Raw genomic sequence first — 14,794 nt, forward strand, 5'->3', positions numbered from 1 at the left:
TCAATAATGTCTTCCTTCAACACCATAAACGTTCTCAAAAGCTTCATGGTACTCATCATGTTCACCATGGGATGTTTTGCCCAGGTAGAATATAAAACGCAACCACAAAGAAAAATACATTACGTGCCAGACGGCGAAAGTTTTATTCTAAAAAATGGCACTCGAAAATTCAACCGTGCTTTATATGGCACAAACACTGGTTTTCGAGTTGAAACAGGTGATTTACCTGAATTTGCCATGTATTTGCCCGGAATGGGCGGTAATTTTAAGCTGGGCATTTCAACAGAAACTTCCAGTAAATGGCTCCCCGAATGTGATTCCATAAAAACTGTTTACACCCCGGGTGTGATGCACTATGAAGTTCGAGATAGCCAATTAAACCATGAGATTATAAAGATTGACGTTGCTGCTCATGCCACAAATGAAGCCTTTTTGTTAAAGGTGGAAACAGAAAATATTCCCAAAGACATAAAACTTATTTGGGTTTACGGGGGAGCAACGGGCAAAAAATTTCATCGCGATGGCGATATTGGTGCTGACCCAGAATCGGTATTTTATATGCTTCCTGAATATTGTGTCAATAATCAATATGAAGTTAAAAACGAACATTTTAAACTCGAATTTGGTTCTGAAAGTAATAAGCAAAAAACTGGCAACAACCGAACTATTTTAGGTTATTTTCCAAAATCAAACACCAAAATAGTTAACGCTGATTTAGAAAAATCCCCTAAAGGCCTCTATAATTCCACATCAGATGGCTTACCTATTATAATTGGTGAAATTGTATTAAAATCATCAGAAAAACTATTTTGGAAACTAGAAAATGAAGGTGCCTATTCAAAGACTCCACAAAATCAAATCGAATTAGAATTCCAACAAGTTCTTGAAAAAGCAAAACAGCTTAGAAATCGAGTTACCTTAAAAACTCCAGATCCGTACATCAACACTTTAGGTGGCGCATTGGCAACTGCTGGTGATGCCATTTGGGAAAGTCCCGCTTACTTACACGGCGCAGTGGCTTGGCGTATGCACTTAAATGCATGGCGAGGCGCCTATGTAGCGCATCCATTAGGTTGGCACGATAGAGCCCAAACGCACTTTGAAAGTTATGGAAATTCACAGGTTTTAGAGCCCGAAACTGGTCCTGTGGTTTTAGATAGCTCTAGAAATTTTGCCAGACAGAAAGAGGTTTTAGGTACCGCTATGTTTAGTCGCGGATATATTAGCAGAAACCCCAATAACAATACCAAAGCACATCATTATGATATGAATTCCGTGTTTATTAATCAGATTTTACGTGGATTTCAATGGACTGGCGACTTGGAATTCATGCGAAAAATGTGGCCTATTATTAAACGACATATAGCTTGGGAAAAGCGTAATTTTGATGCTGATGGTGACGGACTTTATGATGCCTACGCTACCATTTGGGCTAGCGATGCCTTGCAATATTCGGGTGGAGGTGTAACTTATGCCTCGGCTTACAATTATTCAGTAAACCATTTGGCGGCAAGTATAGCGAAACTTCTGGGCGAAAACCCAGAACCTTATTTTGAGGAAGCAAAACATATCAAAAATGCCATTGAAAAGCATTTATGGATTGCCGAAAATGGGGTTTTTGCCGAATACAAAGATTTGCTCGGGCAACAACTTTTGCATGATAACCCAGGTATTTGGACGATTTACCATGCATTGGATGAGAGTATTGCCAACAGCTTTCAGGCGTATCAAGCTTTAAGGTATATTGACACCCAAATGCCACATATTCCAGTAAAAGCAGAAGGTTTACCGTTTGAGGATTTAGAATTGATTTCCACCAGTAATTGGCAACCCTACACTTGGTCTGTCAATAATGTGGCACTTGCTGAAAATCTGCATACAGCACTGGCTTATTGGCAAGGAAACCGAAAGAAAGAGGCCTATAAATTGTGGCAAAGTGCTTTGTTGGAAAGTATGTATTTAGGAGCTTCTCCAGGCGGATTTCAGCAACTCTCCTATTATGATGCCATTCGTGGTGAATTGTACCGCGATTTTGCCGACCCAATTGGAATGGCTGCACGTTCATTAGTCGAAGGTTTGTTTGGAATACAACCTAATGCTATTGAAAAGACATTGTTTATCAAACCCGGTTTTCCAAAAGAATGGGAGAATGCTTCGTTAGAAGTTTCTGATATTAAAATTGCTTACTCGGAAGAAAACAACAGTTCTAAATATTTAATCGAATCTAGATTTAAAAACGAAATGAAACTTCATTTAGAAGTCGACGCTACTCTCGATGCTATTGAATTTGTGAAAGTAAATGACGAGAATACGACTTGGAAACTTGATAAAAATGTTGTTGGAAACCCTAAAATAATCATTGAGAGTCCGTATCAAAAACATTACAACATTGAAATAAAATGGAACGGCGAAAAACTGGAACAACCAAAATCACAATTTGAAACTCAAATAGGTGATTCAATTAAATTTAATGTTTCAAAATCAGAAATTATTCAAATTCAAGACCCGCAATCCGCAATTTCAGAAATAAGCAAAACCTCCAATCAATTCAATTTTAAAATAGAGGCAGCAAGTGGAAACAAAACATTTTTTATTCAGTTAAAGCAAAACGAAGTTCTTTGGTGGCAACCGATTTATTTGAATATTTTGGAGGACAAAGAAAACTCTAAATTTCAAAATTGGGATGAAAAACTTTCAGAAGAAACCATTTTTGAAACCATTCCATTAGAATCTATTTTCAACAATAAAGTCACCAATGTTTTTGAGGAAAAATATTTAAGTCCACGACCAACATCACCTACTTTACAATTACCGACTCAAGGTATTGGTAATTGGTGCTATCCTTATGTAAAACCTAAAATCGATGATTCAGGATTACGTCAAAAAGCAGGAGAAAATAATACGATTATAAGTCCGCAAAACATTCCTTTTACAACGCCTTCAGATAAAACCAAAAACAATATTGCTTTTGCTTCTCAATGGGATAATTTTCCAAAGTCAATTGAAGTTCCCCTTTCAGGACAAGCTTCCCATGCGTATTTTATGATGGCTGGAACAACAAACCCAATGCAAAGTCGGTTTGTTAATGGTGAAATTACAGTGAACTATACAGATGGCTCTTCAGAAATCCTTCATCTGAAAAACCCAGAAAACTGGTGGCCGATTGAACAGAACTATTTCATTGATGGGTTAGCATTTACAACCGATGCGCCAAAACCGCCCCGAGTGTATTTTAAAACAGGGGAAATTACCAGAGATTTTAAAGATTTTATAAGTATCAAAGGATTTACTGATTTTGGAGTTGATGGTGGGGCTGGAACGATTTTAGATTTGCCTTTAAACCCAGTAAAAACAATAAAATCATTGGAATTAAAAGCTGTCGCAAACGATGTGCTTATTGGTTTAATGAGCGTAACATTAGTGAGAGAAAAATGAACAGAAAAGAGTTTTTAACATTTACATTTTTAACGTCTTTAGGCGCTATGCTTCCTATTAATGCATTTAGTGTTTTAACCCAAAACCGGTGTCCAAAACTTTCCGATTTTGAAAAACGATTATCGCCAGTTGGAAGAGCTTTAGAGTTTGAGGATTATTATGTTTGGTGCAATAGCCCCATTGAAGGCCCTGATGGAAAAATTCATGTATTTTTTTCACGTTGGCCAAAATCAAAAAGTATGAGTGGTTGGACACATGCCTCGGAAATCGCTCACGCTGTTGCCGATAAACCTGAAGGCCCGTATGAACATGTAAGCACTGTTCTAGCACCTCGAGGTGAGGGATTTTGGGATGCCACTACCTGCCATAACCCGAGCATTCATTATGTTGATGGAAAATATGCTTTGTTTTTTATGGGAAATTCCAACGGCAAGCTGGATACACAAAGGGTTGGCTTAGCAATTGCTAATTCACTATATGGACCATGGAAGCGACCTGACAAACCGTTGTTGCTACCAGGAAAAGTAGGTGAATGGGATGACCATTGCACAACAAATCCATCATTTTTCAAACATCCAAACGGTGAATACTGGTTGTATTACAAGTCGTTTGATACTGAAGGCTACGTCCATCCAAAATTTAAAATTAAAGGTAATCGTAAATACGGTTTAGCAACCTCCAAGTCGCTATTTGGACCTTATAAAAAATATGACGGCAATCCTGTTATTGACTATCATGAAATGGGAAACAATCAACAATGCGAAGATGCTTATGTTTGGTATGAAAATGGCAAATTTAAAATGCTGGCCAGGGATTTAGGGGTTTATGGTATTGATGTTGGTTTATACATGGAATCGGATGATGGCAAAGATTGGTCAGAACCTGAAATTGGCTATCAACAACTTAACAAATATTTAAATCAGCCACCTGCGCCAAAGCATTTGAATCGCTATGGTAGAGCCGAAAGACCCCAACTACTTTTTCAAAACGGAAAACCAACCTATTTGTTTACGGCTTCACAAGGTGGCAAATACGAAACAGCCTCGGGCTTTATTTTTAAAATCAATTCATAAAACACTCCTGAAAATGAAAAAATCAAACTTCCTTTTACTACTAATACCTTTAATTTTAATTGCATTTTCTTGCACTAAAAAAGAAGAAAAGCCAAATAAAATTGACCGAAAGGCAGTAGTAACCAGACACAACGTAAAAATTTCGGAAGTAGACACCTTAGGTTCATTAAATGTGGGAAACGGTAAATTTTCATTTACAGTAGATGTTACAGGATTGCAAACGTTTCCTGAATTTTACAGTAATGGCGTACCGTTGGGAACGCAATCAGAATGGGGTTGGCATACGTCGCTAAACACCGAGGATTTTAAACATGAAGAAACTTTAAAAGCCTATAATTTTAATGGAAACCCAAACAGTTTGTACGCCATACAAAATAGAGAGGATAAAAGGGCTATGGCAGCAGCCGATTATTTTAGGGCTAATCCACACCGACTTCAATTGGGAAATTTTGGATTGGAAATCCTTAAAAAGGATGGCTCAATAGCTAAACCTGAAGACATTAAAAATATAAACCAAGAATTGAATTTATGGACAGGTAAAATTGAAAGCGCCTTTAACGTTGAAGGTGTTCCCGTGAAAGTCATAACATATGGTGATTCAAAAACCGATGGCATTTCTGCTAAAATAGAGTCTCCGTTACTTAAAGAAAACCGATTGCAATTAAAGTTTAGATTTTCTTATCCAACCAACGAATTCGCCGATAAGGGCACCAATTATTCACAGAGTAAAAAACACACCACCGAAGTTAACAAAGAAAACGGAAACTCTTTTTTGTTTATCAGAACTTTAGATAACGACCAGTATTTTGTATCCGCCAAACTATCTTCAGAGGCCGAACTTTCAAAAATTGAAGACCATTATTATACTCTATTACCGAATTCGGACGGAACTTTAGAAGTGACCGTGCAGTTTTCCGCCGAAAAAACTAATTCAGTTTTGAATGATTTCAATGTTATTGAGCAAAACAGTATCGCTCAATGGGAGGAGTTTTGGTCGTCTGGTGGCGCTGTGGATTTCTCAGAGTGCACAGACTCCAGAGCTTTTGAGTTGGAACGGCGCGTGGTATTATCACAATATTTAACACGTTCGCAATGTGCTGGACATTATCCTGTGCAAGAAACAGGGTTAACCTATAACAGTTGGTACGGAAAACCACACATGGAAATGTATTGGTGGCACGCGGCGCATTACCCACTTTGGGGGAGAACGGACTTATTAGAAAACAGCATGCATTGGTATTTTGATGCATTTGAAGGCGCCAAAGAAATTGCCCAAAGACAAGGCTATAAAGGTGTGCGCTGGCAAAAAATGACCGACCATGCCGGTGGCGAAGCGCCATCAAATGTGGGGTCGTTTTTAATCTGGCAGCAACCTCATGTTATCTATTTGGCTGAACTGATTTACAGAAACAACCCAACATCAGAAAACTTAGAAAAGTATAAAAACTTAATTTTTGAAACTGCCAATTTTATGGCATCCTTTCCTAGTTATGATGCAGAAAATGATAGATACAATCTGGGAAAGGGTGTTATTCCAGCCCAAGAGTGTTTTGACAAAACGGAGACTTTTAATCCACCTATGGAACTTTCCTATTGGAAATGGGGATTGGAAAAAGCCCAAGAATGGCGCAAAAGATTAGATTTAGAACCCAACAAAGAATGGCAAAAAATAATTGACAAGCTGTCACCAATGGCACAAAACGATGGTGTGTATTTAGTTGCAGAAAGTGTACCGAATTCTTATTCGGAAACGAGCGAACATACCATTGACCATCCTGCCGTTTTGGGGGCAATTAGCTATCTTCCTCAAAATAATTACATCGATATACCAACAATGAACAGAACGTTTGATGTTGTTAATAAAGTTTGGACATGGAATCACACTTGGGGTTGGGATTTCCCATTGGAAGCTATGGCAGCCACCCGATTAAACAGACCTAAAGATGCCATAAATGCATTGTTCAGAGGTGAAATCACGAATACTTATTTGCCAAGTGGACATAATTACCAAACACCAAGATTAACACTTTATCTGCCAGGAAATGGTGGTTATCTTTCTGCCATAGCATTGATGTGCGCCGGTTACGATGGTAATACCATTGATAACCCAGGTTTCCCAAAAGATGGTACTTGGAATGTGAAATGGGAAGGTTTAAAACCTATGCCTTAACGTTTATTTGATATTATTTTTGCTTATAAATTCAAATAGAATTAATTTTAAGCTATAAAAATACATTGATGAAACTTCACCTTTTAGACCGAAGTAACCTTTCCAACAGTTCGTTTACCACCAAAGTAAATGAGTATCCTTATTTTTTAAAAATATGGCATTATCACCCGGAATTAGAATTGGTTGTGGTTTTAAAAAGTGAAGGAACTTGCTTTGTTGGTGACAGTGTGGAAAAATTTGGCATAGGAGATATTGTTTTAATCGGAAAAAATTTGCCGCATATGTGGTTAAACGATGAAGGCTATTTTCAACAATCTTCAAAGGAAACAGCCAAAGCCATAGCTATTCATTTTAAACAGGATTACTTGGGTCCCAAGTTTTTTGAAACCCCAGAGATGATTTATATTTTGGAACTGTTTGAACGTGCCCGTTTCGGCATTAAATTCTTAAATATTAACAAAAATCTAATAACCGATATTCAAAATATGCTGGAGCTAAAAGGCTTTGAAAAAACAATGGCTTTTCTCAATATACTCAACAGTTTGGCAAAACATAAAGACACGAAACGGCTTTCCAGTCCCGGTTTTGTTAGCTCTTTTCAAACTTCAAAAAGTGACACGCAAGATATAGTTCACGCCTATATTTTCAAGAATTTTAATCAAGACATCACATTAAATAAAGCGGCCGAAATTGCCCATATGAATCCTTCTGCTTTTAGTAGATATTTCAAAAGAATAAACCAAAAAACATTCTCACGGTACATTACGGAAATTCGCATTGGTTACGCCTGTAAATTGCTATTGGAAAACAAATACAACATCTCTGCAATTTGCTATGATTCAGGTTTTAAAAACATTTCCAACTTTAATAGACAGTTTAAACTCATCATGAACTGCACGCCTTCTGAGTATTTACAAAAATATGAAAAGCGATAAGACCTATTTGTGATTAATTGCTTAAATGTTAATAACTACGGAATTAAAGCAAAAAAAGTATCATATAAAATCAATTATTAGGAAGATTTTCAATCTTTTTCAAGCTAATATTGTAACTTGATATTCTGCTAAATTAAAACTAAACTTACATGTCTAAATTCAGTTTAAAAAATAAAGTTGCCGTTGTTACCGGAGGTGGAAGTGGTATTGGCGAGGCTATTTCGCTGACCTTTGCCCAACAGGGTGCCAAGGTTCATATTCTCGATTTCAATTTGGAAGCGGCCGAACATGTTGTTTCTCAAATCAAAAAACTTGAATCTTCAGCCGAAGCCCATAAATGTGATGTTTCAAATCAAAAAAATGTATTTGAAGTCATTAACGGTATTTTGAAAACTGAAAACATAAACATATTAATAAATAACGCAGGCATTGCACATGTTGGCAATATTGAAGCTGTTGAAGAGGCCGATTTAGACCGACTTTATAACGTTAACATTAAAGGTGTTTACAACTGTTTAAAAGCAGTAATTCCATCCATGAAAAGTCATGGTGGCGGTGTGATATTAAATCTGGCTTCCATTGCATCATCAGTTGGTTTGAGCGACCGTTTTGCCTATTCCATGACCAAAGGAGCTGTTTTAACTATGACTTATTCTGTGGCCAAAGATTATATTAACGACGGTATTCGATGCAACAGTATTGCTCCTGGACGTGTGCATACGCCTTTTGTTGATGGTTTTATAAGTAAAAATTACCCAGGAAGAGAAGCAGAAATGTTTGAAAAACTATCTAAAACACAACCTATTGGGCGTATGGGCAGCACACAGGAAATGGCAGATTTAGTGCTATTCTTGTGTTCTGATGAAGCTGGCTTCATTACAGGTTCAAACTATGCCATTGATGGTGGATTTGTAACACTAAACGGATAATCACTCAAAATATAAAACGAAACTGATGAAATTAATACGATTTGGAGAAACTGGTCTGGAAAAACCAGGAATTCAACTGGCAAACGGAACAAAAATAGATGTTTCCACCTTTGGGATGGATTACAATGAAGAATTCTTCGGAAACGAAGGCATTGAAAAATTAAAAACTTGGTTGGAAGCTAATCAGTCCAACTGTCCAGAAATAGACGACAGTGTTCGCCTAGGACCTCCTTTAACCAGACCTTCAAAAATAGTTTGTATTGGCTTGAACTATGCACAACACGCCGCTGAAGCCGGAATGGAAGTACCCAAAGAACCAGTTTTGTTCTTTAAATCCACCACGGCTATGGTTGGACCCAATGATGATATTATGTTGCCAAAAAACAGCACAAAAACCGATTGGGAAGTAGAACTTTCTATCGTAATTGGTAAAAAAGCATCTTATATTGAAGAAGATGAAGTTTTAGACCATATTGCTGGTTACGTTTTGCACAACGATGTAAGCGAGCGTGCATTTCAAATTGAACGTTCAGGGCAATGGTGCAAAGGAAAAGGATGCGACACCTTCGCCCCTGTTGGCCCTTTCATTGCCACTACAGATGAAATTCCAGACCCTAACAATCTGAATTTATGGTTGAAATTGAATGGTGAAATTATGCAAAACAGTTCAACTTCCGATTTTATTTTCAACGTGCAACAATCAGTTAGCCATATTAGTCAATTCATGACTTTGCTTCCTGGAGACATCATTTCAACCGGAACACCTTTTGGCGTTGGTTTAGGGCTTAATCCTCCTGTTTATTTAAAAGCTGGTGATGTTGTAGAATTGGGTATCGAAGGTTTAGGAACTTCAAAACAAAGAGTAGTTCCTTTTAAAAAATAGAACTCTAGTAATCTAAAAATCTAAGAAGTCTAAAAAATGAAAGTAGGGCTATTTATTCCGTGTTATATCAATCAATTATATCCTCAAGTTGGAAAAGCCACTTTGGAACTTTTGGAAAAACTGAACGTAGAAGTTGTGTATCCATCAGGGCAAACCTGCTGTGGGCAACCCATGGCGAATTCGGGTTACGAATCGGAATCTGTTGGCGCTTGCCACCATTTTGTGAATAATTTCAAGGATTTTGATTACATTGTAACACCCTCCGGAAGCTGTGCCTATCATGTAAAAAAGCATTATAACATTATTCCCCAAACCAATGATGTCACCAAAGTCCGGAACAATGTTTATGAGCTTTGTGATTTCATTTTAAATGTTTTAAAAGTTAAAAAATTAGGTGCTTATTTTCCGCATAAAGTTGGCGTGCACAAAAGTTGCCACGGACTCAGAGGCTTGCGTTTAGGGTCATGCTCGGAACGCGTTACTCCAGAGTATTCATACATTGAAGATTTACTAAAAGAAGTAAAAGGTGTTGAATTGATACCAGTAAAACGAAGTGATGAATGCTGTGGCTTTGGAGGAACCTTTGCGGTTACCGAAGAAGCCGTTTCGGTAAAAATGGGGAAAGACAAAATTAAAGACCATCTGGAAAGTGGCGTTGAAGTGATTACGGCAACCGACACTTCTTGTTTAATGCATTTGGAAGGTTTGGTAACCCGCAACAAACAGCCGCTTAAAATCCTTCATATCGCCGAAATTTTAAATAGCAACCTTTAATTCCAACCATTAAATTATGAGCCATCCACAATTAGCAAGCATATTTAATAAAGACGAAAAGAAGGTTAATTGGCACGACAAAGCCCTTTGGTTTGTGCGCCATAAACGCGATATGTCGGTTCATCACGTTCAAGGTTGGGAAGAATTACGAAATTTGGGGCATGGGATAAAAGCACATATGCTTTCAAATTTGGATGCTTATTTAGAGGAATTTGAAGCCAATGCCAAAAAAAACGGTGTAGAGGTACATTGGGCCACCAATGCCGAAGAGCACAACCAAATCGTCCATAAAATATTAAAGGAAAACAATGCTAAAAAGGTTGTAAAAAGTAAATCGATGCTTACTGAAGAATGTCATTTAAACCCTTATTTAGAAGCGGATGGTATTGAAGTAGTCGATACCGATTTAGGTGAACGTATCGTGCAATTGGCCAAAGAGCCACCCAGTCATATTGTATTGCCTGCCATACATAAAAATAAACATGAGGTTGACGAGCTTTTTCAGGAGCATTTGGGCACAAAACCCTGTGATGGCGACCCTCAATATTTAACGGGAGAAGCGAGAAAGCATCTGAGGCAAAAGTTTATTGAGGCCGATGCCGCCATTACAGGCGTTAATTTCGCCATTGCTGAAACCGGTGGATTTGTAGTATGTACCAACGAAGGAAATGCGGATATGGGCGCACATATCGCCCCAATACACATTGCTTGCATGGGTGTTGAAAAAATCATCCCAAAACTGGAGCATTTGGGGGTGTTTTTAAGATTATTGGCGCGTTCGGCAACTGGGCAACCTGTAACCACTTATTCATCGCATTTTAAAAAACCAAAAGCAGATAAAAAAATGCACATTGTTATTGTGGACAATGGCCGTTCAGAACAATTAAGCAGACCCGATTTTAGGGCTTCGCTACACTGTATTCGCTGTGGTGCCTGTATGAACACCTGCCCTATTTACAGACGCAGTGGTGGGCATAGTTATGATGCCACCATTCCTGGGCCAATTGGTTCCATTTTATCACCTGGTAAAGATTTATCAAAACATAGTTCATTGCCGTTCGCCTCTACCCTTTGCGGTTCGTGCAGCGATGTTTGTCCAGTGAAAATTGATATACATGCGCAATTATACAAATGGCGACAAATTATTACCAAAAACACGCCTCAGCCTTTTATAAAAAAGAAATCCATGCAAATGATGGGCAATATATTTGCTAAACCCAAGAAGTTTGAAAAAATTGGAAAAATAGCCCGGTGGTCGCTTAGAAATTTACCTAAATCGCTTATTAATTCCAAACCCAACGCTTGGGGAAAAGCCAGAGACCTGCCCGAAGGACCAAAACAAAGCTTTGATGAATGGTATAACGAAAGGAAACAAAACAAAAACAGTTAGGTTATGGGAAGTAGAGCAGAAATATTGGCAAAAATAAAGGCCAATAAACCAGAGTCGTTAGAATTACCAAATATAGACCCGTTAATTTTTGATGAGGGTTTAAATCTTGTAGAAGAGTTCACCAAAAAAGTAGAAGTTGTGGGTGGTAATGTGCGTGAAATTAAATCGAACGTTGATGTGATTTCACATGTCAAAACATTTTTCCCCGATTCAAAAGTTAACTTTTCAACTTTAGAAAAAACTACAGATTTCAACACGTTAGATTTAGCCAGCATTAAAAGCCCACAGGATTTAGAAGATTTAGATGTTTTAATCTTAGAAAGCGATTTGGCCGTGGCCGAAAATGGCGCGGTTTGGGTTGCAGATAGTCAACTTCCGTTTCGGGTTTTACCTTTTATTACCAAGCATTTGGTTTTGGTAGTTTCCAAAAAACACATTGTTCCTTATATGCACCAAGCTTATCAAAAACTGAACAATGCACCAACCGATTTTGGCGTGTTTATTTCTGGACCATCAAAAACGGCTGATATCGAACAGTCATTGGTTATTGGGGCACACGGTGCTTTAAGTTTGACGGTATTTTTAAAGTCTTAAAGTTTTCTGGTTTTTCAAAGCTTAAAAATACGTTCCATAGCTATCCATTTTTCGCCATCTCTTGCCCAAGGAATAGCCTCTTGAAAATCCCACATTAAGTTTTCCCATTCTTGTACTTTTGGGTTTTCCGCATCCATTTTGGCTTTTCGTTCAGGGCTAAAAGTATCATCAACCTCCATAATCATGAACAAGCGATTTCCCGTCAAATAAATTTGCATGTCAACAATACCAGCGTCTTTTATGCTTTGAGTGATTTCAGGCCATGCATTTTCGGCTTTATGATGCTTTTTGTAATCTTCAATAAGCTTGGAATCGTTTTTTAAATCACAGGCGTAGCAGTATCGTTTGGTTCTCATGTGTTTATTTTTATTGTTTTTCAATGGTACATATAACATCTAAATAATCATCCTCTGAGTGGCTAAAAATTAACAATGGATGTTTCATTTTGAAAATCTATTTTTATACACACCCATACCGTAATAACCAATAACTACAAAGCAAAGTGCCGGTAGAATGAATGAAAAATTGACCTCAGGAACGCCCATAATAGTTATATCTTTATAGCCAATGCCTCCCAAATCTAGAATCATACCTTGAAACGTAGGCATAAGCGCACCTCCAACAATGGCCATAACCAAAAATGCCGCTCCAAATTTGGCATCTTCACCCTGTCCTTCAAGCGCAATACCATAAATAGTTGGGAACATGATAGACATGAAGAATGAAATGCCTACCAAGGCATAGAGGCCAACCATACCAGTTACAAACATAGTGGTTGCCGTACACACCAAAGCACCAATGGAAAAATAAAACAATAGTTGACCACTATTTACATATTTCAATAAAGCGGTTCCAACCCATCTTCCCGTTAAAAAAATCACCAAGGCACTGATTCCATAAGTTACTGCCGATTGGTTATCAATACCAATAGATTCAGCATATTGGTACAAATAAGTCCAGCACATAATTTGTGCACCCACATAAAATGCTTGGGCAATAACACCCCAAACAAACTTTGGAGATTTAAATAAACGCCCAATGGAATTGCCGATATGAACCCTAGTTTCCTGTTCTTTATTTTGAGGCATTTTCATCAAAGCGATTAGTACAAAAAACCCAATAACTACCAACCCTAAAATCACATAAGGATTTCGAATAACCTGCAAATCAGAAGTTCTTACAACCGCTTTGGCCGTTTCGCTAAGGGTTTCATAAACCGATGAACCATCAGGGTATAAATCATCAGACTGCAAAGACCCCAAAATAAATTTTTGAGCAACGATAAGACCACCCAAAGCTCCAATAGGATTAAAAGCCTGAGCCAAATTAAGACGCTGTGTTGCTGTGCTTTCATCTCCCATGGACAAGATATATGGGTTAGCCGTGGTTTCCAAAAATGCCAAACCAAACGTTAAAATATATAGTGCTGCCAAGAAAAACCCAAATGCCTCAAAAGCCGCGGCAGGATAAAATAATATGGCGCCGACTGCATATAGTGCTAGTCCCAACAAAACCCCTTTTTTGTATGAATACCGATTTACAAAAATGGCCGCTGGCAACGCCATGGTGAAATATCCGCCATAAAAAGCTAACTGAACCAAGGACGCCTGAAAATTATCAAGCTCCAAAACCTTTTTAAAAGCAGAAACCATAGGATTTGTTATATCATTGGCAAAGCCCCAAAGTGCAAAAAGTGAGGTAATTAAAATAAAAGGAATAAGAACCGATTTGGTTACCACTGGTATTTTGTCATTCGTCATAAGTGTTAGTTTAGTTAGTGCTATTTTGAAATTGATTTATTGTTGAATTTTATTCAGTGTCTGTTAAAAGTGAGCGGTCTAAATGCACATAGCCACCATCTACCGTGATGAACTGCCCCGTGGTATGCGATGCTCTTTCTGAAATGGTGAATAAGCATTGGTCGGCTATTTCGGCTGGCGTGGTCATTCTGTTTTCCAACGGAATTTTCTTTACTATGGACTTTAGCTTCTCCTCACCGTTTTCCAAAGTTTTTATCCAATTATCATAGGCCGGTGTCCAGCTTTCGGCAATAACAATGGCATTGCAACGGATACCTTCCTTTATTAAATCCACAGCCCATTCACGAGTCAATCCGTAAACACCGCCTTTTGAGGCCGCATAACCCGAAGTACCTCCTTGACCTGTGATGGCCACTTTAGAACCAATATTCAAAATGTTGCCTTTCACCTTTTTTATCATGGGCAGACAGTACTTTGTCATGGCGAAGTAGCTCACCATGTTCAATTTTATAGAATACATGAAATCTTCCATTGGGCTATCCAACCCCGCTCCGTCATTAACACCTACATTATTGATTAAGGCATCTACCCTACCGTATTTTTCTTCAATAACTTTGGCAGCTTTTTGTATTTGTTTGTAATCGGATAGGTCGGTTTTTATAAAAATGGAATCGATACCTCTTTCTTGAAGTTCTTTTTCATAACCAAATCCACGGTCGTTTCTACATACAATCACTGGAATTGCACCCTCGTTGGCCAAGTGCTGTACGATGGTTTCGCCAATACTTCCCTTAATTCCTGCCGCCCCAGTAACCACAACGACTTTATCTTTTAATTCTAAGTTCATTTAT

At 38.0% G+C, this 14,794-nt stretch carries 12 protein-coding genes; 9 read left to right on the forward strand and 3 right to left on the reverse strand.

What is annotated here, in order from left to right; genetic code table 11:
- Window positions 1-6 precede the first annotated feature (6 nt).
- The 9 genes from ACB104_RS00840 (at window position 7) to ACB104_RS00880 (ending at window position 12,183) form a co-directional block, all read left to right on the forward strand.
- On the forward strand, window positions 7-3,435 hold the full coding sequence (locus tag ACB104_RS00840; RefSeq protein WP_370476355.1) for a DUF4450 domain-containing protein: 3,429 nt from the start codon (window positions 7-9) through the stop codon (window positions 3,433-3,435).
- A complete protein-coding gene (locus ACB104_RS00845) occupies window positions 3,432-4,508 on the forward strand; it encodes a glycoside hydrolase family protein (protein WP_370476357.1) in 1,077 nt (358 codons plus the stop codon). Before ACB104_RS00840 ends, ACB104_RS00845 begins: the two co-directional genes overlap by 4 nt.
- A gap of 13 nt (window positions 4,509-4,521) precedes the next feature.
- Complete coding sequence (locus tag ACB104_RS00850; RefSeq protein ID WP_370476358.1) at window positions 4,522-6,678, forward strand: hypothetical protein; 2,157 nt, start codon at window positions 4,522-4,524, stop codon at window positions 6,676-6,678.
- A 68-nt stretch (window positions 6,679-6,746) separates the two neighbouring features.
- A complete protein-coding gene (locus tag ACB104_RS00855; RefSeq protein ID WP_370476360.1) occupies window positions 6,747-7,613 on the forward strand; it encodes an AraC family transcriptional regulator in 867 nt (288 codons plus the stop codon).
- Between the two features lie 149 nt (window positions 7,614-7,762).
- Window positions 7,763-8,542, forward strand: a complete 780-nt coding sequence (locus tag ACB104_RS00860) for an SDR family NAD(P)-dependent oxidoreductase (RefSeq protein WP_370476361.1) — start codon at window positions 7,763-7,765, stop codon at window positions 8,540-8,542.
- Between the two features lie 25 nt (window positions 8,543-8,567).
- A complete protein-coding gene (locus ACB104_RS00865) occupies window positions 8,568-9,425 on the forward strand; it encodes a fumarylacetoacetate hydrolase family protein (RefSeq protein WP_370476363.1) in 858 nt (285 codons plus the stop codon).
- A 36-nt stretch (window positions 9,426-9,461) separates the two neighbouring features.
- A complete protein-coding gene (locus tag ACB104_RS00870) occupies window positions 9,462-10,199 on the forward strand; it encodes a (Fe-S)-binding protein (protein WP_370476365.1) in 738 nt (245 codons plus the stop codon).
- Window positions 10,200-10,215: 16 nt separating this feature from the next.
- Entirely contained in the window at window positions 10,216-11,589 is a 1,374-nt protein-coding gene (locus tag ACB104_RS00875) for a lactate utilization protein B (RefSeq protein WP_370476366.1), read from the forward strand.
- A 3-nt stretch (window positions 11,590-11,592) separates the two neighbouring features.
- Complete coding sequence (locus ACB104_RS00880) at window positions 11,593-12,183, forward strand: LutC/YkgG family protein (RefSeq protein WP_370476367.1); 591 nt, start codon at window positions 11,593-11,595, stop codon at window positions 12,181-12,183.
- A 14-nt stretch (window positions 12,184-12,197) separates the two neighbouring features.
- Here ACB104_RS00880 and ACB104_RS00885 read toward each other — a convergent pair whose 3' ends face one another.
- The 3 genes from ACB104_RS00885 to ACB104_RS00895 all read right to left on the reverse strand — a co-directional run bounded on the left by ACB104_RS00885 (window position 12,198) and on the right by ACB104_RS00895 (window position 14,790).
- Window positions 12,198-12,539, reverse strand: coding sequence for an L-rhamnose mutarotase (locus ACB104_RS00885; RefSeq protein ID WP_370476369.1), 342 nt, complete (start codon window positions 12,537-12,539; stop codon window positions 12,198-12,200).
- 84 nt (window positions 12,540-12,623) lie between these two features.
- Window positions 12,624-13,943, reverse strand: coding sequence for an L-fucose:H+ symporter permease (gene fucP, locus ACB104_RS00890; protein ID WP_370476371.1), 1,320 nt, complete (start codon window positions 13,941-13,943; stop codon window positions 12,624-12,626).
- A gap of 49 nt (window positions 13,944-13,992) precedes the next feature.
- The gene (locus ACB104_RS00895; RefSeq protein WP_370476372.1) at window positions 13,993-14,790 is read right to left on the reverse strand and encodes an SDR family oxidoreductase; all 798 of its coding nucleotides are present in this window, start codon (window positions 14,788-14,790) and stop codon (window positions 13,993-13,995) included.
- Window positions 14,791-14,794: the final 4 nt, after the last annotated feature.

Origin of the sequence: Tamlana flava (genome assembly GCF_041287255.1) — a bacterium.
Lineage (GTDB): Bacteria > Bacteroidota > Bacteroidia > Flavobacteriales > Flavobacteriaceae > Tamlana > Tamlana flava.

Bases quoted from the DNA above. Each gene is read 5' to 3' on its own strand.
- ACB104_RS00840 (WP_370476355.1), top strand. From the start codon at position 7: ATGTCTTCCTTCAACACCATAAACGTTCTCAAAAGCTTCATGGTACTC.
- ACB104_RS00845 (WP_370476357.1), top strand. From the start codon at position 3,432: ATGAACAGAAAAGAGTTTTTAACATTTACATTTTTAACGTCTTTAGGC.
- ACB104_RS00850 (WP_370476358.1), top strand. From the start codon at position 4,522: ATGAAAAAATCAAACTTCCTTTTACTACTAATACCTTTAATTTTAATT.
- ACB104_RS00855 (WP_370476360.1), top strand. From the start codon at position 6,747: ATGAAACTTCACCTTTTAGACCGAAGTAACCTTTCCAACAGTTCGTTT.
- ACB104_RS00860 (WP_370476361.1), top strand. From the start codon at position 7,763: ATGTCTAAATTCAGTTTAAAAAATAAAGTTGCCGTTGTTACCGGAGGT.
- ACB104_RS00865 (WP_370476363.1), top strand. From the start codon at position 8,568: ATGAAATTAATACGATTTGGAGAAACTGGTCTGGAAAAACCAGGAATT.
- ACB104_RS00870 (WP_370476365.1), top strand. From the start codon at position 9,462: ATGAAAGTAGGGCTATTTATTCCGTGTTATATCAATCAATTATATCCT.
- ACB104_RS00875 (WP_370476366.1), top strand. From the start codon at position 10,216: ATGAGCCATCCACAATTAGCAAGCATATTTAATAAAGACGAAAAGAAG.
- ACB104_RS00880 (WP_370476367.1), top strand. From the start codon at position 11,593: ATGGGAAGTAGAGCAGAAATATTGGCAAAAATAAAGGCCAATAAACCA.
- ACB104_RS00885 (WP_370476369.1), bottom strand. From the start codon at position 12,539: ATGAGAACCAAACGATACTGCTACGCCTGTGATTTAAAAAACGATTCC.
- fucP (WP_370476371.1), bottom strand. From the start codon at position 13,943: ATGACGAATGACAAAATACCAGTGGTAACCAAATCGGTTCTTATTCCT.
- ACB104_RS00895 (WP_370476372.1), bottom strand. From the start codon at position 14,790: ATGAACTTAGAATTAAAAGATAAAGTCGTTGTGGTTACTGGGGCGGCA.